The 20,510-nt window shown below is 72.8% G+C and carries 16 protein-coding genes; 13 read left to right on the top strand and 3 right to left on the bottom strand.

Annotation, left to right across the window (positions count from 1 at the left end; all coding sequences use genetic code 11):
• Window positions 1–226: 226 nt before the first annotated feature.
• Entirely contained in the window at window positions 227–868 is a 642-nt protein-coding gene (locus ACFC1R_RS01495) for a TetR family transcriptional regulator (RefSeq protein WP_375930844.1), read from the bottom strand.
• Between the two features lie 338 nt (window positions 869–1,206).
• Between ACFC1R_RS01495 and ACFC1R_RS01490 the strand changes: the two genes are divergently transcribed.
• On the top strand, window positions 1,207–3,477 hold the full coding sequence (locus tag ACFC1R_RS01490; protein ID WP_375930841.1) for a PQQ-binding-like beta-propeller repeat protein: 2,271 nt from the start codon (window positions 1,207–1,209) through the stop codon (window positions 3,475–3,477).
• A gap of 80 nt (window positions 3,478–3,557) precedes the next feature.
• Here the strand turns inward: ACFC1R_RS01490 and galE are convergent, their stop codons facing one another.
• The gene (gene galE / locus ACFC1R_RS01485; protein ID WP_375930838.1) at window positions 3,558–4,541 is read right to left on the bottom strand and encodes a UDP-glucose 4-epimerase GalE; all 984 of its coding nucleotides are present in this window, start codon (window positions 4,539–4,541) and stop codon (window positions 3,558–3,560) included.
• Between the two features lie 207 nt (window positions 4,542–4,748).
• Between galE and ACFC1R_RS01480 the strand changes: the two genes are divergently transcribed.
• From ACFC1R_RS01480 to ACFC1R_RS01465, 4 genes are all read left to right on the top strand, one after another.
• Complete coding sequence (locus ACFC1R_RS01480) at window positions 4,749–6,371, top strand: glycosyltransferase (RefSeq protein ID WP_375930835.1); 1,623 nt, start codon at window positions 4,749–4,751, stop codon at window positions 6,369–6,371.
• A 187-nt stretch (window positions 6,372–6,558) separates the two neighbouring features.
• Window positions 6,559–9,513 (top strand): CDP-glycerol glycerophosphotransferase family protein, encoded by a 2,955-nt coding sequence (locus ACFC1R_RS01475; RefSeq protein ID WP_375930832.1) that lies wholly within the window; start codon window positions 6,559–6,561, stop codon window positions 9,511–9,513.
• Window positions 9,510–10,652, top strand: a complete 1,143-nt coding sequence (locus ACFC1R_RS01470) for a glycosyltransferase (RefSeq protein WP_375930829.1) — start codon at window positions 9,510–9,512, stop codon at window positions 10,650–10,652. Before ACFC1R_RS01475 ends, ACFC1R_RS01470 begins: the two co-directional genes overlap by 4 nt.
• Before the next feature lie 160 nt (window positions 10,653–10,812).
• Window positions 10,813–11,922, top strand: a complete 1,110-nt coding sequence (locus tag ACFC1R_RS01465; RefSeq protein WP_375930927.1) for a S1C family serine protease — start codon at window positions 10,813–10,815, stop codon at window positions 11,920–11,922.
• A 148-nt stretch (window positions 11,923–12,070) separates the two neighbouring features.
• Here ACFC1R_RS01465 and ACFC1R_RS01460 read toward each other — a convergent pair whose 3' ends face one another.
• The gene (locus ACFC1R_RS01460; protein ID WP_375930924.1) at window positions 12,071–13,270 is read right to left on the bottom strand and encodes a sensor histidine kinase; all 1,200 of its coding nucleotides are present in this window, start codon (window positions 13,268–13,270) and stop codon (window positions 12,071–12,073) included.
• A gap of 308 nt (window positions 13,271–13,578) precedes the next feature.
• Between ACFC1R_RS01460 and ACFC1R_RS01455 the strand changes: the two genes are divergently transcribed.
• From ACFC1R_RS01455 to ACFC1R_RS01420, 8 genes are all read left to right on the top strand, one after another.
• Window positions 13,579–13,986, top strand: a complete 408-nt coding sequence (locus tag ACFC1R_RS01455; RefSeq protein WP_375930826.1) for an NADH-quinone oxidoreductase subunit A — start codon at window positions 13,579–13,581, stop codon at window positions 13,984–13,986.
• A 71-nt stretch (window positions 13,987–14,057) separates the two neighbouring features.
• Window positions 14,058–14,639, top strand: a complete 582-nt coding sequence (locus tag ACFC1R_RS01450; protein ID WP_375930921.1) for an NADH-quinone oxidoreductase subunit B — start codon at window positions 14,058–14,060, stop codon at window positions 14,637–14,639.
• Window positions 14,636–15,844, top strand: a complete 1,209-nt coding sequence (locus ACFC1R_RS01445) for an NADH-quinone oxidoreductase subunit C (protein WP_375930823.1) — start codon at window positions 14,636–14,638, stop codon at window positions 15,842–15,844. Before ACFC1R_RS01450 ends, ACFC1R_RS01445 begins: the two co-directional genes overlap by 4 nt.
• Window positions 15,841–16,800, top strand: a complete 960-nt coding sequence (locus ACFC1R_RS01440) for an NADH-quinone oxidoreductase subunit H (RefSeq protein WP_375930820.1) — start codon at window positions 15,841–15,843, stop codon at window positions 16,798–16,800. Before ACFC1R_RS01445 ends, ACFC1R_RS01440 begins: the two co-directional genes overlap by 4 nt.
• Window positions 16,800–17,378 (top strand): NuoI/complex I 23 kDa subunit family protein, encoded by a 579-nt coding sequence (locus ACFC1R_RS01435; protein WP_375930817.1) that lies wholly within the window; start codon window positions 16,800–16,802, stop codon window positions 17,376–17,378. The genes ACFC1R_RS01440 and ACFC1R_RS01435 overlap by 1 nt, the downstream gene beginning before the upstream one ends.
• Entirely contained in the window at window positions 17,375–18,064 is a 690-nt protein-coding gene (locus tag ACFC1R_RS01430; protein WP_375930814.1) for an NADH-quinone oxidoreductase subunit J, read from the top strand. The genes ACFC1R_RS01435 and ACFC1R_RS01430 overlap by 4 nt, the downstream gene beginning before the upstream one ends.
• Window positions 18,065–18,070: 6 nt before the next feature.
• A complete protein-coding gene (nuoK, locus tag ACFC1R_RS01425) occupies window positions 18,071–18,439 on the top strand; it encodes an NADH-quinone oxidoreductase subunit NuoK (RefSeq protein WP_375930812.1) in 369 nt (122 codons plus the stop codon).
• The gene (locus ACFC1R_RS01420; RefSeq protein WP_375930809.1) at window positions 18,436–20,472 is read left to right on the top strand and encodes an NADH-quinone oxidoreductase subunit L; all 2,037 of its coding nucleotides are present in this window, start codon (window positions 18,436–18,438) and stop codon (window positions 20,470–20,472) included. The genes nuoK and ACFC1R_RS01420 overlap by 4 nt, the downstream gene beginning before the upstream one ends.
• The last annotated feature ends 38 nt before the right edge of the window (window positions 20,473–20,510 follow it).

Genomic DNA, 20,510 nt, shown 5'->3' with positions numbered 1-20,510 from the left:
TTTTGTTTATAGTCCCCGGGCCTTCCGCTGACGTGTGGTCCGGCGCCCGGGCCCCGGGCCCGGCCCGGGCGGGGGGGGGGGGTAAATACCGCTAGCCCCCCCCCCCCACGGTCGTCTCAAGCGCGTCGCGGCACGTCGGCGAACCTCCCCCGAGGACACAACCGCCGTCCGACGCACCCCGGACAGGAGGCCGGAGTTGCGCGCTGGGTGGGTGGTGGGACAGCTGTTACTTGGGCGGCTTCTTACCGGTGACGCCCAAGTAGACCTGCAGAGCCAGATTCGGCTTGAGGTCCTTGACCTTGACGCCCCACGAGGTGAAGGCCTTCGAATGCTCCGCCGCCGAGGCGAGCAGCGAGACCAGCGCGCCCGAGACGGCGGCCGGATCGACCGTCTTGTCGGTCTTGCCCTGGTTCGCCCTGACGGCTTCGGTGAGCGGCGACACCACCGAGTTGAGGACCTTCATGCGGATCTTGAAGAACCGCTTGTCCCCCTCGGCTGCACCGAGAGTGACGACTCGGAGAATGGCGTCGTTCTTGCGCCAGAAGGCAAGGAATCCGTCCACCAGTTCTTCCGAAGTGGCGAAGCCGGTCTTTCCTGCCCAGGACTTTCCATCGACGAGCTCTTTGAGCCCGGCGCTGTCCTCGGCCATTTCCTCGGCGATCTCGAGGACTGCGCCCTCGACATCCGGGAAGTACTGGTAGAAGGTCGCGGGGGAGGTACCCGCCATACGGGCGACGTCGATGACCTTGACGTCCCGGTAAGGCGACGTGCTGAGCATCTCGCGGAGGCAGTCGAGCAGCTTCTGCCGCGTCTCCTGTCCGCGTCGCCCGGCGACGCGACCGTCGACGGTGCGAACTTGTCCTGTCATGCCGTCAGCTTACCGTGGCACGATCTTGTCGCGATTCGGTGATGCGACTATTACTCCGCCCGAGGGTGGTTCGCAGCGTTCATCCGGGCGCTCGGAGTGATATTCGGAGTGCATCCGAAGCCCCCCCGTGTGCTGATGACCCCACAGCGTGACGGCAGGTCGGCTGAGGGGTCCTCGGGTCGCTCAGAGTGATCGTCAGAGTCGGCTCCGGAGGGCCGCCGGGCAGCCCTGGCCCGGGCGTGTCACTGGCGGGGGAGATTGGATCCGGCGGGGCGGGCATTGGAGAATCGGGGCGGCGACCCGGCCAGGGTCGCCGCATACGGGGAGGAGGCAGCGGAGTGGACCAGCTGACGGCGCACGATCCGAGGCGGATCGGGCCCTTCGAGGTGCTGGGGCGGCTCGGCGCGGGCGGGATGGGCCTGGTCTACCTGGCGCGGTCGGCGTCCGGCCGACGGGTGGCCATCAAGACCGTCCGGGGGGAGCTGGCCGAGGACGAGCTGTTCCGGGTCCGCTTCGCCCGCGAGATCGCCGCCGCCAAGACGGTCGGCGGTTTCTACACGGCGGCCGTGGTGGATGCCGACGCCGACGCGCCGGTGCCCTGGCTCGCCACCGCCTACGTGCCCGCGCCCTCCCTGGAGGACCTGGTCACCGAGTGCGGGCCGCTGCCGGTGGACGCCGTCCGCTGGCTGATCGCCGGGATCGCCGAGGCCCTGCAGTCGATCCACACGGCCGGCCTGGTGCACCGCGACCTCAAGCCGTCCAACGTGCTGGTGGTCGAGGACGGCCCGCGCGTGATCGACTTCGGGATCGCCGCCGGAGTCTCCAGCGCCCGGCTCACCATGACCAACGTCGCCGTCGGCACCCCCGCCTACATGTCCCCCGAGCAGGCCAGGGACAGCCGCAGCGTGACCGGGGCCAGCGACGTCTTCTCACTCGGCTCGCTGCTGGTCTTCTGCGCCACCGGGCACCCGCCCTACCGGGGCGGCAACCCCGTCGAGACGGTCTTTCAGCTGCTGCGCGACCAGCCGGACCTCTCCGGACTGCCGGGCGAGCTGGTGGACCTGGTGCGGGCCTGCATGCGGCCCGCGGCCGAGCACCGGCCGACGCCGGCTCAGATCCAGTCCGAGCTGGCCCCGCACCTGTTCTCCCGGGACGACGCCTCCGGCGACGCGGGGGACTGGCTGCCCGCCAGCGCCATAGCCCTGATCGAGCAGAAGCGCGGCCGCCGCCCGGCCGCCCCGCCCCCGCCGCCGACCCCGGTGGTGCCGCCCCGGCCGCCCGCGCCGCCGCCGGCACCCCCGCAGCCGCCGGCCCGCAGTGGCGTCTTCGACGAGGAGGTGGCCACCGAGAAGCTGGCCGCCCGCCGCCGGCCGCCCGCCGGCCAGGGCTCGGCCGAGGTGCAGCTCTCCGGTGCGGCCGTGCGGATAGGGCCGGGACCGCGCGCCGACCAGACCGGTGCGGCCGACCCGGCCGGTGCCGGGACGGACTGGGTGCGCCGCGCCACCCCGCCCCCGGCAGCCCGCTGGCGGCCCTGGCGGTTCCGGATGTCCAACGACGTCTGGGGCACCCCGGTGGTCGCCGACGGCACCCTGTTCGTCTCCAGCTTCGAGGTGCACGCCCTCGACATCGGCTCCGGTCAGCGCCGCTACAAGACCCGCGACGTGGCCTGGGCCCTCACCGTGGACTCCGGCCGGGTGCACGCCGCCGACGGCCCGCACCTGTACACCGTGGACGTCGCCGACGGCACCGAGCGCTGGCGCAGCTCCCTGGACGGCTGGGTGTACTCGCTGGACGCCGCCGCCGGCGTGCTCTGCTGCGGCATCAGGGGCGGCGGTGTCCAGCTGCGCTCGGCCGCGACCGGCGCCGAGCTGTGGCGCGCCGACGACGCGCAGCAGGACTACGAGAACCCGCAGTCCGGCCCCGCGCTGGTGGCCGGCGCGCTGTACTACCACGGTGGCGGGCGGCTGCACTGCGTCGATCCGCGCGGCGGTGGAGCACGCTGGTCGGTGCCGGTCGGCGAGGACGTCCCGTCCCGGCCGGTCGAGCGCTCCGGAGTGCTGTACGTCACCGCGGGCCACCGGGTGCACGCGCTGGACGCCGCCTCGGGGCGGGAGCACTGGCGCTTCGACGCCGCCGTGGTGCTCTTCACCCCGCCCTCGCTGGACGGCGGTTCGGTGTACGTCGCGGACTACCTCGGCACCGTGTACGCGCTGGACGCGGTGAGCGGGCGGGAGCGTTGGCGCGGCCGCACCGGCAGCCGGCAGGGCGCCGAGCCGGTGGTGGTCGCCGACGGCACCGCCCTGGTCGGGGCCGGGGACACCCTGCATGCCTTCGACACCGCCTCGGGCCAGGAGCGCTGGCGCTACACCGCCAGGGGCGAGATCGTCGGCTCCCCGGCGGTCGCGGACGGCCTGGTCCACCTCGGCAGCCGGGACCACTCGCTGCACACCCTGGACCTGGCCTCCGGACGCCTGCGCTGGGAACTGGGCACCAAGGGCGAGCTCACCGGCTCCCCGGTGGCGGTCGGCGGCCGGGTCTTCGTCGGCAGCAAGGACCGCTGCGTCTACGCCCTGGACGCCTTCTACGGCACCGCCGTGCCCCAGGGGTGAGGCTTTTCACGGGCGGAAGGCCGGCCCTGACGGGCCGGCCCGTGCCACCGGAGGGCCGGGTCGGCCCGCAGGGGGCCGTCTCAGCCCTGGCGGGCCTCCGGGTGGCGGCTGAGCCACCCCTCCCAGGCGGAGGCGACCATGGTGTCGACGTCGTACTCGGCCGACCAGCCGAGCTCCTTGCGGATCAGGTCGGCGGCGGCCACCACCCGGGCCGGGTCGCCGGGGCGGCGCGGGGTGACCTCCGGGGCGGTGTCCCGTCCGGTGATCCGGGCGATCACGGCGAGCATCTCGCTGACCGACACGCCCTCGCCGCGCCCGATGTTGAGGGTCAGGCTGACCGGCTCGGTGGCGGCGTTGAGCCGCTTCACCGCCGCGACGTGCGCGGAGGCGATGTCCGAGACGTGGATGAAGTCGCGGATGCAGGTGCCGTCCGGGGTCGGGTAGTCGGCGCCGAAGATCAGCGGCGGCTGCCCGTCCGTCAGCCGCTGGAAGACCATCGGGACCAGGTTGGTGACGCCGTCGTCGGCCAGCACCGGCGAGGCCGCGCCCGCGACGTTGAAGTAGCGCAGCGACACCGTGGAGAGGCCGTACGCCTTGGCGGAGGCGTCCAGCAGCCACTCGCCGACCAGCTTGGTCTCCCCGTAGGGGTTGATCGGCGCGCACGGCGTGTCCTCGGTCACCAGGTCCACGTCCGGCATCCCGTACACGGCGGCGGAGGAGGAGAACAGCACCTTCTTCACGCCTGCCGCGACCGAGGCGGCCAGCACCGTGCGCAGGCCCTCCACGTTCTCCAGGTAGTAGTGCAGCGGCTCGGCCACGGACTCGCCGACCTGCTTCTTCGCAGCGATGTGCAGCACACCGGTGACCTCGTGGGCGCGCAGCGCCTCGTCCAGGGCGGCCCGGTCCAGGGTCGAACCGACCACCAGGGGCACGCCCTCGGGCAGCCGGTCCCGGGAACCGCTGCTCAGGTCGTCCAGCACCACGACCCGCTCACCCGCCGCGACCAGTTGGTGCACCACATGTCCGCCGATGTAACCGGCTCCGCCGGTGATCAACCATGTCATGGCGGGAATCCTATGCCGGGTGCCGACGGTGGGGGCGGCCCGGAGCGGACCTCCCGGTGGACGGGCGCGTCCGGCACCTCGGGGGAATCGGACGGCTGACATGCACGGTCCGGTACGATCGCAAGCGATTATTGGGATCACCGGGCGGCCCGTCCCTTCCCCTGAGTGACGCGGATAATGGCTGTGATGGAGGGGGTAGGGGCCCGAATGGCCAGTAGCAATTTCGGCAAACCTCCTCGGGTCAGCGTCGTGGTGATCGTCTTCAACGACGCCGAGCGGATCGCCACCGCCGTCCGGTCCGCGCTCTCCCAGGGCGAGGCGGTCGCCGAGGTCGTGGTGGTGGACGACGCCTCCACCGACGCCACCCCGGAGCGGCTGGCCCGGCTGGCGGCTGCGGACAGCCGGGTGAGGGTCCTCACCAGGACGGAGAACAGCGGCGGCTGCGGCACCCCGCGCAACCAGGGGCTGACCGCCGCGCGCGAGCAGTACGTGATGCTGCTGGACAGCGACGACGTGCTGCCGCCCGACGCTGCCCGCACCCTGCTGGACACCGCCGTCGCGGAGCGGGCCGAGGTGGTCGCGGGCGTCTGCGTCCGCCGCGAGCTCCCGGCGGGCACCGACTCGCCCTGGCAGCGCGACCTCTTCCCGGCCGACGGCGCGCCGCCCGAGCGCTACGACGGCATCGGCGGCCGGCCGGAGTTCCTGCGCGACACGCTCAGCGTCAACAAGCTCTACGAGCGCGACTTCCTCGACCGCCACCAGGTGCGCTTCGCCGAGGGCGCGGTGCACTACGAGGACTTCGTCTTCACCGCCCTGCTCTACTCCGCCCGGCCCCGGCTGGTCGCCATCGCGGACACCGTCTACCTCTGGCACGTCCGCCGTGCCGCCGGGCGGCAGTCCATCTCGCTCCGCCGCGACGAGGTACGCAACTGGCAGGACCGGGTGGACGCGCACACCGAGGTGGTCCGGATCCTGCTCGACGCCGGCCAGCCCGAGCTGGCCCGCGCCGCCCGGACCAAGTTCGTCGACCACGACCTGCGGATGTACGTCCGTGAGCTGCGCCACAAGCCCGCCGGGTACCGGGCCGAGTGGTGGCAGATCGCCCGCGCCCACCTGAGCTCCTTCGAGCCCGCCGCGCTGGCCGCCGCCACCCCCGCCGGCCGCTGGGTGGCCGAGCTGCTGCTGGCCCGCCCCGAACCGGTCACCGGCGCCGAGCTGCGCCGGATGGGCGAGCTCGCCGCCAACCCGCCGCGGCTCGCCCCGCCGTACCCGGTCGACGCCGACGGCCGTCCGGAGCTGGCCGAGGGCGTCCCGCTGACCGGCCTCACCGAGCTGCCCCCGGCCCAGCTGCCGCTGGCGGTGGACGGCGTGGTCAAGCTCGCCTCCTCCTGCGCGGTACGGCTGCGGGTGCACGACGCGTACGGACTGGTCTCCGCCGCCGAGCCGGTCGGCGCCACGCTGGAGCTGCGCACCAGGGTCGGCCCGCCGCTGACCATCCGCTACCCGCTCCAGCTGACTGCGCACCCCGAGGACGGCTGGATCGCCACCACCTCGGTGGACAGCTTCGAACTGCGGGACGTCGGCGAGATGACCGCCTGGGCGATGCGGGTCAAGGTCCGCTACGCCGACGGCAGCCGCGCTCTCACGGCGGTCCGCTCGGCGACGCCCGCCAAGCGGCACGTGGTGTTCCGCCCGCCCGCCAGGATCGCCCTGGTCCAGGTGTACGAGACCGGCAACGGCGAGCTGGGGCTGCGGGTCGCCGACGGCGTCCGGGGCGGCTGGGAGGTCGTCCGCAGCCGGTTGCGCCGCGCGCTGGCCCGCAGGGGCTGAGCCGGGGGTCCCTCCGGGCGGTGGGCGGGGGCAGGTCCGGCGGATGGCAGAATTTACGGGACTCCTCAGGGATCCGCACCATGTCCTGCCAAGCGGAGATCGCCCGGTGGTCCGCCGCCGGTCGACAACGCCCGAGGTCCCGGCGCTGCCGGGAGCTGTGCTCACCGACGACAAGGACCCTCGTTCCATGCCCTCCAGCCAGGCGACGCCGCTGGTCAGCATCATCGTGATCGTCTACAACGACGCAGCCCGGCTGCCACGGGCCGTCGCCTCCGCCCTGCGCCAGTCGCTGCGGGGCGTCGAGGTGCTCGTCGTGGACGACTGCTCCACCGACGACAGCTTCGCGGTCGCCCAGCGGCTCGAGGCCGAACACCCGGGCCGGGTTCGGGCGCTGCGCCTTCCGGAGAACAGCGGCGGCTGCGGCGGCCCGCGCAACCACGGCATCGCCGAGGCGCGGGGCGAGTTCGTGATGTTCCTGGACAGCGACGACGAGCTGGACGACCACGCCTGCCGCAACCTGTACGAGGCGGGCACACGGACCGGCGCGGAGCTGGTCTCGGGCCTGAGCGTCCGCCGTTTCGTCGGCAACCGGAACGGCAAGACCGACCGCTGGTACCCCTGGATCTACTCGCGCACCCGGACCCTGGACTCCGTCACCGAACTGCCCGACCTGCTGGTCTGGGACACCCTCTCGACCAACAAGGCGTACCGGCGCAGCTTCCTGACCAGGACCGGGCTGCAGTTCCCGCTCGGCATCCTCTACGAGGACCTGCTCTTCTCCTCGCAGGCGTACCTGGCCGCCGAGCGGATCACCCTGATCCCCAACCGGGTCTACTTCTGGGACCAGTGGCCGCAGGCCAAGGACAAGGGCGGGGCCTCGCTCTCCAACCGCCGCCACGAGATCCGCAACTTCACCGACCGGCTGGAGATCCACCGCCGGATCGACGCGATGCTCGCCGACCGCGGCATGGTCGAGCTCAAGTACCGCAAGGACCTGAAGTTCCTCAAGCACGACCTGGTGCTGCACCTGCGCGACCTGCCGTTCCTGCCGGAGGACTTCCGCCGGGAGTTCGCCGAGCACGCCCGCGGCTACCTGGCGGGCCTGGACCCGGAGGCGGTCGCCGAGAGCCCGGCCATCCAGCGGATCTGCGCCTACCTGCTGTCCCGGGGCGACTGGGAGAACCTGCTCCCGGCCGTCGACACCCTGCTCAACCGGGACAAGCTCGCCAGCCCGCTGGTGGAGCGGGACGGCCGGATCTTCTGGTGCGACGGCCACCTGGACGACCCGGAGGGCCGCCGGGTCCTGGAGGTCACCGACCACGGCTACCACGCCAAGGCGCTCGGCCAGCTCTTCCTGCGCAACCGGCTCACCCGCTACGCCGTCGGGCCGCAGGGCGTCGAGCTGGCCGGCCGGATCGTCAACCCGCTCGGCCGGATCCCGGCCGACGCCAAGATCTCCGCCAGGCTGGAGTTCACCGCCCGCCGCAAGGCGATCAAGTCGAAGTCCACCTTCCCGGTCCGCGAGGTCAGGCACGACGGTGACGGCATCGTCTGGTCCGGCACCGCGGACCTGGCCAGGGCGCTGCGGCCGCTCGGCGTGATCGACGGTGTCTGGGACGTCCGCTGCGTGCTCACCGTGAACGGCGAACGCACCAGCACCCGGCTCACGGTCGGGGACGTCGACCTGGCCGCACCCCCCACCGCGCCGGTCCGCCCCCGGCTCACCCGGCTCACCGGCGACCGCCTGGAGCCGCACCGCTCCGCCCGCGGCCACCTCGCCTTCGAGCTGACCGCCGAGGGGAGCATGGCCCGCCGGGGCACCGACCTGATCGAGCGCGCCATGCGCGGCGAGGCGGGCCCGATCGCCAACACCGCGATGGACCGGGCCCGCCGCGGCCTGCGCGGCGCGCTCAGGCTCAAGCGGCAGCTGAACAACGGCGACACCAAGCTGAAGGTCTACCACCAGCTGCTGCGCCGGCTGCCGGTGGTCAAGGGCCAGGTGGTCTTCGAGAGCCACCAGGGCAAGCAGTACAGCGACAACCCGCGCGCGGTCTACGAGGAGCTGGTGCGGCGCGGGGCGCCGATGAAGGCCGTCTGGTCGTACGCGGGCAGCTCGGCGGGGTTCCCGTCCGGGGCCACCCTGGTGAAGCGCTGGTCCTGGGAGTACCTGCGGGCGCTCGCCCAGGCCGAGTTCTGGGTGGACAACCAGGGCTTCCCGTACCGGCTGCGCAAGCGGCCGGAGACCACCTACGTTCAGACCTGGCACGGCTCGGCGCTCAAGAAGATGGGCTTCGACCTGGCCTCGGTCAAGCGGCAGACCCCCGACCAGCAGGCCCAGTACCTGGCCGGGCTGGACCGATTCGACCACTTCGTGGTCCGCTCCGAGCACGACGTGCGGACCCTGGCGCCCGCGTACCGGATCGGCGAGGACCGGCTGCTGCGGGTCGGCTACCCGCGCAACGACGTCCTGCGGTTCGAGGGCGTGGCCAAGGACCGCCAGCTGGCCGGTGAGCTCGGCATCGACCTGACCAAGCCGGTGGTGCTCTACGCGCCGACCTTCCGCGCGGACGCGTCCGGGCGGGTCCGTTCCTTCGAACTTCCCTTTGACGTCGAGGAGTTCGCCGAGCGCTTCGGTGACCGGATGACGCTGCTGGTGCGCTGCCACTACCTCAACAAGGTGGTGCTGCCGCCCTCGGTGGACGGCAGGGTGATCGATGTCTCCGCCGTCCAGGAGGTCACCCCGCTCTACCTGATGGCGGACGCGCTGATCACCGACTACTCGTCGCTGATGTTCGACTACGCGCTGCTGGACCGGCCGATGCTGTTCTTCGCCTACGACTGGGAGGAGTACGCCGAGGACGTCCGCGGCACCTACTTCGACCTGCTGCGGGAGGCGCCGGGCCCGGTGCTGCGCGACGCCGGGGAGCTCTACGAGGCGCTCGGCGACCTGGACCTGGTCGGCAAGGAGTACGCGGACGCCCGGCGGCAGTTCGTGGCCGAGTACGGCGAGTACGACCAGGGCGACGCGGCGGCGAGGATCGCCGATCTGATGTTCGGCGCCCGGAGCGCGCCCGGGGCGCCCGGGGCGCCCGCGGTGCCCGCAGCGCCCGGTGCCGAGACGGAGCAGGAGGCCGGTCGATGAGCCGCGACATCTTCATCGTCAGCAACAGCGTGGACGAGCTGGGCGGTGTCGCCAGCTGGTCGCACCGGATGGCCGAGCTCCTCAGTGCCGAGGGCCACCGGGTGCAGCTGATCGGCATCGCCCCCGCCGTCCTGCACAAGGACTTCGGCGACGACCTGCCGTACGGCATGACCACCCTGTACCGCGAGCGCCCGCCGTCCGCGTGGACCCCGCGCCACCCCTGGCAGCACCTCGACGCCAGGGCCCGCCGCCAGGAGGCGCGGCGCTCGGCCGGGGTGCGCGAGGCCGCCGCCCGGATGAGCCGGATGTTCCAGGAGGCCCGCCCCGGCGCGGTGGTCGTCGTCACCCAGGTCTGGGCGATGGAGTGGGTGGTGCAGGCCGACCTGAAGGGCCTCCAGGTGATCGGCATGACCCACGAGTCGTACGAGACCTGCCGCGCCACCTCGCGGTACGGCCGGGTCAAGCGCTACTACGCGGACGTGGACCGGCTGGTGGCGCTCACCGGGGAGGACGCCGACGCCTGGATCCGCGACGGCATGAACAGCGCCTGCGGCATCCCCAACCCGCTGCCCTTCCCGCTGCCCGAGACGGTGCCGCCGGCCGGGAAGACCGTGGTCAGCATCGGGCGACTGGCCCAGGAGAAGGGCTACGACCTCCTGCTGGAGACCTGGGCGGCGGTCGTGGACCGGCGGCCCGGCTGGCGGTTGAAGATCTACGGCCTGGGCGAGGAGGAGGCGGCGCTGCGGGCGCAGTGCACCGAACTCGGCCTGGACGACTCGGTGGAGTTCCCCGGGCGGACCGACGACGTGCCCGGGGCACTGGCCGGGGCCTCGGTCTTCGCGATGTCCTCGCGCGGCGAGGGCTTCCCGATCTCGCTGATGGAGGCCATGGCCTGCGGCGTGCCCTGCGTGTCGTTCGACTGCGCGCCGGGTGTCCGGGAGATCATCCGCGACGGCGAGGACGGCCTGCTCGCGCCGACCGGCAACACCACTGCCCTGGCCCGCCAGCTCGGCCGTCTGATGGACGACCGGGAGCTGCGCGACACCATGGCGGAGAAGGCGCGCGAGGCGATCGTCCGCTACGCGCCCGAGCAGGTGACGGCCCGCTGGGAGCAGCTCTTCGACCTGCTGGACGCCTAGGGCGCGGCCCGCCCCCGGGGGCGGGCCGTGCGGGCGCGTCGCTCCGGAAAATCGGACATACCGGTGGAATGCTGACAAAGTCGGCCGTTCGCCGCGGCTTCACCCTGTCCGGAACCGGAGGCAGCCCAAGGTGTACCCCAAGAAGGAACCCATCCGTCCGATTCCGGCAGGACCCCGCCCCACCGGCCCGAGGCTGCTGCCTGCGGCAACCGCCCTCGCGCTGGCCGGCCTGCTGGTGAACGGCTGCACCGGCGGCACCTCGTCCTCCTCGACCGCCTCCTCGTCCTCCGCCGGTCCGTCCGCCAGCCCGTCGGGCTCCACCCTCCCGTCCGGCAACGGCGGGGTGCAGCTGCAGGAGGACTACCAGAAGGTGATCAGCAACGTGCTGCCCTCGGTGGTGCAGATCACCACCCCCAACGGCCTCGGCTCCGGCATCGTGTACGACACCGAGGGCAACATCGTCACCAACGCCCACGTGGTCGGCGCCGCCCAGACCTTCTCCGTCAGCCTGGCCAACAGCAGCAGGAGCCTGGCCGCCACCCTGGTCGCCAGCTACCCCGACTCCGACCTCGCGGTGATCAGGCTGAGCAGCCCGCCGGCCGGTCTCCGGCCGGCCGCCTTCGGGGACAGCAGCAAGGTCGAGGTCGGCCAGATCACCCTGGCCATGGGCAGCCCGCTCGGGCTCTCCTCCAGCGTCACCCAGGGGATCGTCTCGGCCATCGGCCGGACCGTCACCGAGCCGAGGAGCCCCGACTCGCAGGGCGCCACCATCGGCAACATGGTGCAGACCTCGGCCGCCATCAACCCGGGCAACAGCGGTGGCGCGCTGGTCAACCTGAACAGCCAGGTGATCGGGATCAACACACTGGCCGCCGTGGACCAGGAGGCCAACGGCAGCGCCGCACCGGGCATCGGCTTCGCGATCCCCGCCGCCACCGTCACCAGCATCGCCGACCAGCTGATCAAGGAGGGCAAGGTCACCAACTCGGGCCGGGCCGCCCTCGGCATCACCGCCAGGACGTACTTCAACGCCGACTTCCGGCCCGCGGGTGCCGTCGTGGTCGGCACCACCGCGGGTGGCCCGGCAGCCGCGGCGGGGCTCCAGGCGGGCGACGTGATCACCAAGCTGGGGGACACCGATGTCACCTCGCTCGGCGGGCTGACCACCGCGCTGGCCTCGCTCCAGCCGGGCAGCAAGGTCACCGTCACCTATGTGCGGGACGGCCGGAGCATGACCGCCGACGTCACGCTCGGCACCCTGGAGGGCTGAGCGACCCGGAGGGGCCGGGCCGGCTGGGCGCGGCAGCCGCCCGCGGCGCCGAGCCCCCGAGCGCCGAGCCCCGTCACGACCCCGGGCCCGGCAGCCGCACCGCGCAAGGGTGGTGGCTGCCGGGCCCGGCCGTGTCCGGTGCGGGGTGTCAGCGTGCCCTGGTCCGCCAGGGGAGCTCGACGGTGATGCTGGTCGGGCCGCCCGCCGGGCTGTTCACCAGGAAGAGTCCGTCCACCGCGCCGATCCGCTCGCCGAGGCCGGCCAGGCCGCTGCCCGGGTAGGCGGCGGCGCCGCCCCTGCCGTCGTCCTGGACCTGGACCATCAGCCGGTCGCCGGACCGCCAGACGTCCACGGTGGCGGTGCGGGCACCGGAGTGCTTGGAGATGTTGGTCAGCAGCTCGCTCACCGTGAAGTAGGCGATGCCCTCGACCGCGGAGTCCGGCCGCTGCACGGTACCGTCCTGGCGTTCGAGGTCGACCTGCACCTTGACCCCGCCGGGGACGGTGCAGCGGGCGGCGACCGCCGAGAGCGCGGCGTCGAGGCCGCGGTCGGTCAGTACGGCCGGGTGGATGCCCCGGGCGAGGTCGCGCAGCTCCTGGAGGGCCAGCTTCACCTCGCCGTGTGCGGCGCCCACCATCTTCGCGGCGGCCTGGACGCCCTCGGGGTCCGGTGCCTCGGCGGAGTCGGCCAGTTTCTCCTTGGCGAGCCCGAGGTCCATGGCCAGGGCGACCAGCCGGGCCTGGGCGCCGTCGTGCAGGTCGCGCTCGATCCGGCGCAGGTCGGCGGCGGCGGTGTCGACCACCGCGCCCCGGTCGTCCTCCAGCTCCTTCACCCGCTCGGTGAGCGCTCCCGGGGCGAGCAGGCTGCCGATCAGCATGCCGTCCACCGTGCAGAGGAAGCGCACCGCCCAGGGCAGCACCGGCCAGCCGACCACCAGCAGCACCAGGGTCAGGGTGAAGCTGAGGATGCCCCAGGGCAGCAGCAGGACGGAGTAGAGCGCGGAGCGCCAGTTCAGCCAGTCGGTCAGCGCGGCGATCACCCAGCCCGCCAGGCCGGGCCGGGCGAGCACCACGGGACCCGGCCCGGGGACGTCGAGGTCGAAACCGACCCGGGCCCGGCGGCGGGCCAGCGCGCCGAACGCCCGGCAGCCGGCCAGTCCGGCGGCGAGCAGCGGCAGCCCGATCACCGTGATGGAGAACCCCAGCCCGGCGGTGAGTGAGACTACGGTGAAAGCGAAGCCGCCGAGACCGATCGGCAGGTTCAGCAGCAGATGCTGCACCTGGCGCCACATCGCCGCCCCGTACAGCGGGGGACGGGTCGGCGGTCGGCTCGGCGGCGCGTCGTTCATGGCGTTGGCCCTCTCGGTGGACTGTTGGGTCCAGCATTCCGGGTCGACGGGGTCCGGGGCCATGGGGGTGATCGGCGTCCGCGTCAGGGGGTTATCCCCACTTCCCGACCGACCTGACGGAGAGGCGCCGGGAGGAGGTGGTGTCCCGGTCGGTGTCCACCGGATGTCTTGAAGATCGGGCAGGGTGTGGGGACAGTACACCGCTGCGCTTAGACTCGCGCCGTAGCGATGGTTATGAGCGCGTAAAAAGAGGCAGGGCGAGCCCACCGGTAGTGGTGGGGCCGCAGCCGATCTGGAGGCGAAGAAGTATGGAGGGGCCGCTGGCCGCTGCCGACCCCGCCGTGGGCGGCGGTTACTTCGACGCGTACGCGGCGGTGGGCCTGCTGGCCGTCGTCGGTGTGCTCTTCGTCGCGGTGGCCTTCACCGCCAACCGTCTGCTGCGGCCGGTGGTGTACTCACCGGAGAAGCTGCTCACCTACGAGTGCGGCGTAGACCCGGTCGGCGCGGACTGGGCGCACACCCAGGTCCGCTACTACGTCTACGCCTTCCTGTACGTGATCTTCGCAGTCGACGCGATCTATCTCTTCCCCTGGGCGACGGTCTTCGCCGCCGCCGGGTTCGGTATGGCCACCCTGGTGGAGATGTTCGTCTTCATCGGTTTCCTCGCGGTCGGGCTGCTCTACGCCTGGAGGAAGGGCGTTCTGGAATGGACGTGACCCGCAACGTGACGCACAGCGTGACGCACAGCCACTCGCACGGCTCCGCCGACGGACCGGTCCAGCTCGGCCTGCCCGACCCGGCACGGCCGGGTGCGGTCGAGCCGCGCCGACTCGGCCCGCTGGCCCGGCTCGCGCCGGACCCGGTGAAGGTGGTGCTCAACTGGGGGCGCCGCTACAGCCTCTGGTGCTTCAACTTCGGCCTCGCCTGCTGCGCGATCGAGTTCATCGCCGCGTCGATGGCCAAACACGACTTCATCCGGATGGGTGTCATCCCGTTCGCGCCGGGACCGCGCCAGGCCGATCTGATGATCGTCTCGGGCACGGTGACCGACAAGATGGCCCCGGCCGTCAAGCGCCTCTACGAGCAGATGCCCGAGCCCAAGTACGTGATCTCCTTCGGAGCCTGCTCCAACTCGGGCGGCCCGTACTGGGACTCGTACTCCGTCACCAAGGGCGTGGACCAGATCATCCCGGTCGACGTCTACGTGCCCGGCTGCCCGCCGCGGCCGGAGGCGCTGCTCCAGGGCATCCTCAAACTGCAGGAGAAGATCGCGGCCGAGTCGCTGCCCGCGCGGTACGCGGCCCCCGCGTCCGCACTGCGCCGTCCGCTGGTCCCCGGGCCCGCGCAGACGCCGGAGGGCGAGAAGTGATCCCGCGCAGCGCTGACGAGGTCGCGGCCGCGATCGGTGAGTGGGCCACCGCCGCCGAGGCGTACGAACTGCTGACCGTGGACGTCCCGGCCGAGCACTGGATCGAGGCGCTCACGGCCGCCCGTGACGAGCTCGGGCTCGGCTTCTTCGACTGGCTGAGCGCGGTGGACGAGCTGGCCGACGGCTTCTCGGTCGCCGCCCACCTGGCCGCGCCCGGCGAGCCGGGCGTACGGCACCTGGTGGTGCGGACCCGCGTCCCGCGCGGGGCCGCCGCGCTGCCGACCGCCGTCGAGGTCTACGCCGGTGCCGCCTGGCACGAGCGGGAGACCCACGAGATGTTCGGCATCGACTTCACCGGTCACCCGCACCTGGTCACCCTGCTGCTGCCGGACGGCTTCGAGGGCCACCCGCTGCGCAAGGAGTTCGTGCTGGCGGCCCGCGTCGCCAAGGACTGGCCCGGTGCCAAGGAACCGGGCGAGAGCGACCACGGCGGCGGCCCGGCCCGGCGCAAGATGCAGCCCGCCGGTGTGCCCGACCCCAACGAGTGGGGCCCGCTCAAGGGCACCCTGCCGCCCGCCGCCGAGCGCCCGGCCCGCGCGGCCCGGGGGCCGCGTGCGGCTGCGGGAGCCGCTGCGGCGGCCGGTGCCGCCGAGGGCGGGCCCGCCGTGCGGGCGGATCGGCCGCGTCGGACCCGCAGCATCAGCGAGGGTTCGGTCAGCCAGGCGGGGGAGGGCGCCGCCGGGGTGTCCGCCGCTGCCGAGGGTGCGGGCGTCGGGGGTGCTGCGCCGATCCGCGCGGATCGGCCGCGTCGGGCGCGGAGCGTGAGCGAGGGTTCGGTGAGCCAGGCTGGGGAGGGTGCGCCGGCCGAGAAGCCGGAGGCGCCCGCGCGCCCGGGGGTGGCCCGTACGCAGTCCTCGGACGCGCCGTGGCACGCCCCGGTCCCGGCCACGGGCCCCGAGCCGGCACCGGAAACCCCGGTGGCACCGGCAACCCCGGCGGCGCCAGCGGTACCGGAAACCCCGGCGGCACCGGCGGCACCGCCGTCCGCTGACGGGACCGCGGCCGGGGAACCGGCCGAGAGCCCGCACCGGAAGTCCGCCGAGCAGCCTGCCGACCGGCCCACCGACCGGCCCACCGAACAGTCCGCTGAACCGTCCGCTGAACCGTCCGCCGACCAGCCCGCCCAGAACGGAGACAGTGCATGAGCCTGCTCGACACGCTGCTCCGCTGCGTCGCCGTGGTGGTCGTCTTCCTGACCTTCCCGCTGATCATCGGCCAGACCGAGCACAAGGTGATGGCCCACATGCAGGGCCGCCTCGGCCCGATGTACGCGGGTGGCTTCCACGGCTGGGCACAGCTGGTCGCCGACGGCGTCAAGTTCGCGCAGAAGGAGGACGTGGTCCCGCTCGACGCGGACCGCAGGGTCTTCCAGCTGGCTCCGGCCGTCGCGCTGCTGCCGTACATGCTCGTGCTGCTGGTCATCCCGGTCGGTCCGGAGGGCTTCGTCGGGCAGGCGGTGGACGCCGGTCTGATCTTCGTACTCGCGGTGATGGGCATCGGCGTGCTCGGCTCGCTGATGGCCGGCTGGGCGTCCGCCAACAAGTTCTCGCTGCTCGGCGGTCTGCGGACGGCCGCTCAGCTGATGTCGTACGAGCTGCCGATGCTGCTCGCCGCCGCCTCGGTGGCGATGGCGGCGGGCACGCTCTCGCTGCCGGGCATCCTGGGCGCCTTCCACTGGTGGTGGGTGCCGTGGCAGCTGATCGGCGCGTTCGTGTTCTTCACGGCCGGCCTGGCCGAGCTGCAGCGTCCGCCGTTCGACATGCCGGTGGCCGACTCCGAGATCATCTTCGGCGCGTACACCGAGTACACCGGGCTGCGCTTCGCGTTCTTCCTGCTCTCCGAGTACGCGGGCATCCTGGTGATCTCCGCGCTGACCGCGGTGCTCTTCCTGGGCGGCTGGCACGGTCCGGTGCCCGAGAGCCTCGGCTGGCTGTGGACCCTGCTCAAGACCTTCGCACTGGCCTTCGTGGTGATCTGGCTCCGGGTCACCTACCCCCGCCTGCGCGAGGACCAGCTGATGCGTTTCGCGTGGACCTGCCTGATCCCGCTCGCGCTGCTCCAGCTGGCCATCACCGGCGTCGTCAAGGTGGCGATCTCCTGATGAACATTCCAGGCAGTGGTCTGGCCAAGGGCCTGGCCGTCACGCTGCGGACGATGACCAAGCGGTCGGTCACCGCGCAGTACCCCGAGGTGCAGCCCGAGCTGCCGCCGCGTACCCGTGGCGTGATCGCGCTGCTGGAGGAGAACTGCACGGTCTGCATGCTCTGCGCCCGTGAGTGCCCCGACTGGTGCATCTACATCGACTCCCACAAGGAGACGCTGCCCGCCGCCGAACCGAACGCGCGCGCCCGCACCCGCAACGTGCTGGACCGCTTCGCGATCGACTTCTCGCTCTGCATGTACTGCGGCATCTGCATCGAGGTCTGCCCGTTCGACGCGCTCTTCTGGTCGCCCGAGTTCGAGTACGCGGAGACCGACATCCTGGAGCTGACGCACGAGCGGGACCGGCTGCGCGAGTGGATGTGGACGGTGCCGCCGCCGCCCGCGCTCGACCCGGCGGCCGAGGACCCCAAGGAGATCGCCATGGCCCGCAAGGCCGCCGACAAGCTGGCCGCCGCGGCCGAGGCCGCTGCGGCGGAGGCTGCCGCGGCCGGGCCTGCCGGGGGTGAGTCCGCATGAGTCCGCTGGCTGCTGCCGGTTCGCTGGACCCGGCTGCCCGCTCCTTCCTCTCGCCGACCGGTGTGGAGATCGTCTTCCTGCTGGTCGGCCTGGCGGTGCTGGGCTCCGCCGTGATCTCGGTGACGACCAGGCAGCTGGTGCACGCCGCGCTCTGGCTGGTCGTCGCGCTCGGCGGGCTGGCGATCGAGTTCCTGCTGCTGACCGCCGAGTTCATCGCCTGGGTGCAGGTCCTGATCTACCTCGGTTCGGTGATCGTCCTGGTGCTCTTCGGGCTGATGCTCACCAAGGCGCCGATCGGCCGCTCACCCGACGCGAACTCCGGCAACCGCTGGGTGGCCCTCGGGGTGGCGCTGGCGGCCGCGGGCACCCTGGTCACCCTGGTCGTGGACGCCTTCCGGACCTCCTGGGTCGACCTGGGCGCCGGTGGCGGCAGCACCAGGGTCACCGGCGAGTACCTGTTCCGGTACTGGGTGCTGCCGTTCGAGGCGCTCTCGGTGCTGCTGCTGGCCGCGCTGGTCGGCGCGATCGTGCTGTCCCGGACGGGCAAGGGACGGCTGCCGAAGCCGCGCGCCGGAAAGCTCCGCGCGGGCAAGCCGGTCGGTACCAACGGCCGGGCCGCGAGTGCCACCACCCGGCCCACCGCCACGCGGCCCACCGCCTCGACGCCCCCTGCGCAGGAGAGCTGACCGCCGATGCACCTCGTGTACCCAGCCGTCCTGGCCGCGCTGCTGTTCAGCGTCGGCGTCTACGGCGTGCTCGCCCGGCGCAACGTCGTCCTGGTGCTGATGTCCGTCGAGCTGATGCTCAACGCCGTCAACCTGAACCTCGTCGCCTTCGACGCCTGGCTGCGCGACTCGCTGCACGCCGGGCAGGCGCTCACGCTCTTCACCGTCACCGTCGCCGCCGCCGAGATCGGCCTCGGCCTCGCCATCGTCCTGCTGGTCTTCCGGACCAGGGGCACGGCGGACGTCGACCGGCTCACCGCGCTCGGCGACCCGAACGAGGACGCCCCCGAGAACGTCCCGGAGGCCGCCGTGCAGAACGACAGGGCCGTCGCATGAACCTCGCCCTCCCTGCCCTGGTCCCGGCGCTGCCCGCGCTCGGTGCGGCCGCGATCCTGGCCACCGGCCGCCGCGCCCCCGGCTTCGCCCGGCCGCTGGCCATCCTGCCGGTGGCCGCCTCGGCCGTGCTCGCCCTGGTCGTCGCCCTCCAGCTGGGCACCGGCCAGAGCCTGGACGCCGCCACCCGGCTCACCCCGACCGGTGGCCCCGACATCTCGCTCGCCATCCACCTGGACGGCTTCAGCTCACTGATCTCCCTGCTGGTCGGCCTGGTCGCCACCTGCGTGCAGGTCTACTCCACGGCCTATCTGAAGGACGACCCGCGCTACCCCTCGTACGCGGCGCTGGTCTCGCTCTTCACCGCCGCGATGTTCCTGGTCGTGTACTCCGGCGACCTGATCGTGCTGCTGGTGGGCTGGGAGATCATGGGCATCTGCTCGTACTTCCTGATCGGCCACCACTGGGAGAGCGCCGACGCCCGCTCGGCCTCGCTCAAGGCCTTCCTGGTCACCAAGCTCGGCGACATCCCCTTCCTGTTCGGGATCTTCCTGCTCGCCGGGGACGCCGGGACGTTCCGGATCAGCGGCGTGCTGGAGGCGGCGGCCGGCGGGAAGCTCGGCCACCCGACCCTGATCGCGCTGCTGCTGCTCGCCGGGGTCGCCGGCAAGAGCGCGCAGTTCCCGCTGCACACCTGGCTCCCCGACGCGATGGCCGGTCCGACGCCGGTCTCCGCGCTGATCCACGCCGCCACCATGGTCGCCGCCGGCATCTACCTGGTCGCCCGGCTGCTGCCGGTCTTCCTGCTCTCCGGAGCCGCGCTGGTGGTGCTCTCGGTGATGGCGGCCGTCACCATGGTCGGGTCCGCCCTGTGCGCGCTCGCCCAGGACGACCTCAAACGGGTGCTCGCCTACTCGACCGTCGGCCAGCTCGGCTACATGGCCGGAGCGCTGGCCAGCGGGGACCGTGACGCGGCCGTCTTCCACCTGGTCAGCCACGGTGCCTTCAAGGCGCTGCTGTTCCTCACCGCCGGCGTGGTGATCCACAGCGCGCACACCAACTCGATCTCCGCCATGTCCCGGATGCCGGGCCTGCGCAGGCGCGTCCCCGACGCCTACTGGACGATGGGCATCGCCCTGGTCGCCCTGGTCGGGCTGCCGCCGTTCGCCGGGTTCTTCAGCAAGGAGGCGGTGCTCACCGCCGCCGAGCACGCCGCGACCGGCGAGGCCCTCACCAACGGACTGGGCCCCGCCTCGGCGGTGCCCGCCGCCGCCGGGTGGATCGTGCTGGTCTCCGGCGCGCTCACCGCGCTGATCACCGCCGCGTACGCGACCAGGCTGTGGCTGGTCGCCTTCCACTCGCCGTCGGCCGCGGCCGCAGCCTCCGTCGCCCCGGCTGTCGAGCGTGCGGACGGCCGTGCGGACGGCCACGCCGCGGGCGCGCCGTACTCGCCCGAGATCGACGAGGCCGACCCGACCCAGGCCGAACCGCCCGCCATGCGCTGGCCGCTCTGGGTGCTCGCCGTCCCGACCATGGGGTTCGGCGTCCTCGGACTGCGCTCCGACTGGCTGCCCAGCCTGCTGGACGGCGGCTCGCTGCGGCCCTCCACCGGCACCGCCGTGATCGGCACCGGCCTCGCCCTGGCGGGGATCCTGATCGCGTACGCCGCCTGGAGCTCGGCCAACGCCCGCGCCGCCCGCACGGCGCCCACCGGGCAGACGCCGGCCCCGGCGGACGCTTCCGCCACCGATCCCGGGCGGACTCTGCTCGGCCCGCTCTTCGGCCCCGCCCGGCAGGGCTTCCACGTGGACCGGCTCTACAGCGTGCTCTTCGTCCGTCCGACGGCCGCAGCCGCGCAGCTCGTCCGCTTCCTGGACCGCGAGGTCGTCGAGACCTACGTGCGCGGCGCGGGTGGCGGCGCCAACCTGCTCGGCTGGCTCGTCCGGCGCGCGCAGAACGGCAACGCGCAGGCCTACCTGAGCGCCCTGCTCGCCGGTGTCGTCCTGCTCGTCGTCCTGGTGGCGGTCGGCTCATGACCCGTACGCCCCCCTCCTCCCCGTCCACCGCAGCACGC

The organism is Kitasatospora sp. NPDC056138, assembly GCF_042264695.1.
GTDB lineage: Bacteria > Actinomycetota > Actinomycetes > Streptomycetales > Streptomycetaceae > Kitasatospora.
This window is presented reverse-complemented; position numbering and strand designations above follow the sequence as displayed.

Excerpts from the sequence above, each read along its gene's own strand:
- ACFC1R_RS01420 (WP_375930809.1), top strand. The coding sequence starts at position 18,436 with ATGAACCTCGCCCTCCCTGCCCTGGTCCCGGCGCTGCCCGCGCTCGGT.
- ACFC1R_RS01480 (WP_375930835.1), top strand. The coding sequence starts at position 4,749 with ATGGCCAGTAGCAATTTCGGCAAACCTCCTCGGGTCAGCGTCGTGGTG.
- nuoK (WP_375930812.1), top strand. The coding sequence starts at position 18,071 with ATGCACCTCGTGTACCCAGCCGTCCTGGCCGCGCTGCTGTTCAGCGTC.
- ACFC1R_RS01460 (WP_375930924.1), bottom strand. The coding sequence starts at position 13,270 with ATGAACGACGCGCCGCCGAGCCGACCGCCGACCCGTCCCCCGCTGTAC.
- galE (WP_375930838.1), bottom strand. The coding sequence starts at position 4,541 with ATGACATGGTTGATCACCGGCGGAGCCGGTTACATCGGCGGACATGTG.
- ACFC1R_RS01495 (WP_375930844.1), bottom strand. The coding sequence starts at position 868 with ATGACAGGACAAGTTCGCACCGTCGACGGTCGCGTCGCCGGGCGACGC.
- ACFC1R_RS01440 (WP_375930820.1), top strand. The coding sequence starts at position 15,841 with ATGAGCCTGCTCGACACGCTGCTCCGCTGCGTCGCCGTGGTGGTCGTC.
- ACFC1R_RS01435 (WP_375930817.1), top strand. The coding sequence starts at position 16,800 with ATGAACATTCCAGGCAGTGGTCTGGCCAAGGGCCTGGCCGTCACGCTG.
- ACFC1R_RS01455 (WP_375930826.1), top strand. The coding sequence starts at position 13,579 with ATGGAGGGGCCGCTGGCCGCTGCCGACCCCGCCGTGGGCGGCGGTTAC.
- ACFC1R_RS01430 (WP_375930814.1), top strand. The coding sequence starts at position 17,375 with ATGAGTCCGCTGGCTGCTGCCGGTTCGCTGGACCCGGCTGCCCGCTCC.
- ACFC1R_RS01475 (WP_375930832.1), top strand. The coding sequence starts at position 6,559 with ATGCCCTCCAGCCAGGCGACGCCGCTGGTCAGCATCATCGTGATCGTC.
- ACFC1R_RS01470 (WP_375930829.1), top strand. The coding sequence starts at position 9,510 with ATGAGCCGCGACATCTTCATCGTCAGCAACAGCGTGGACGAGCTGGGC.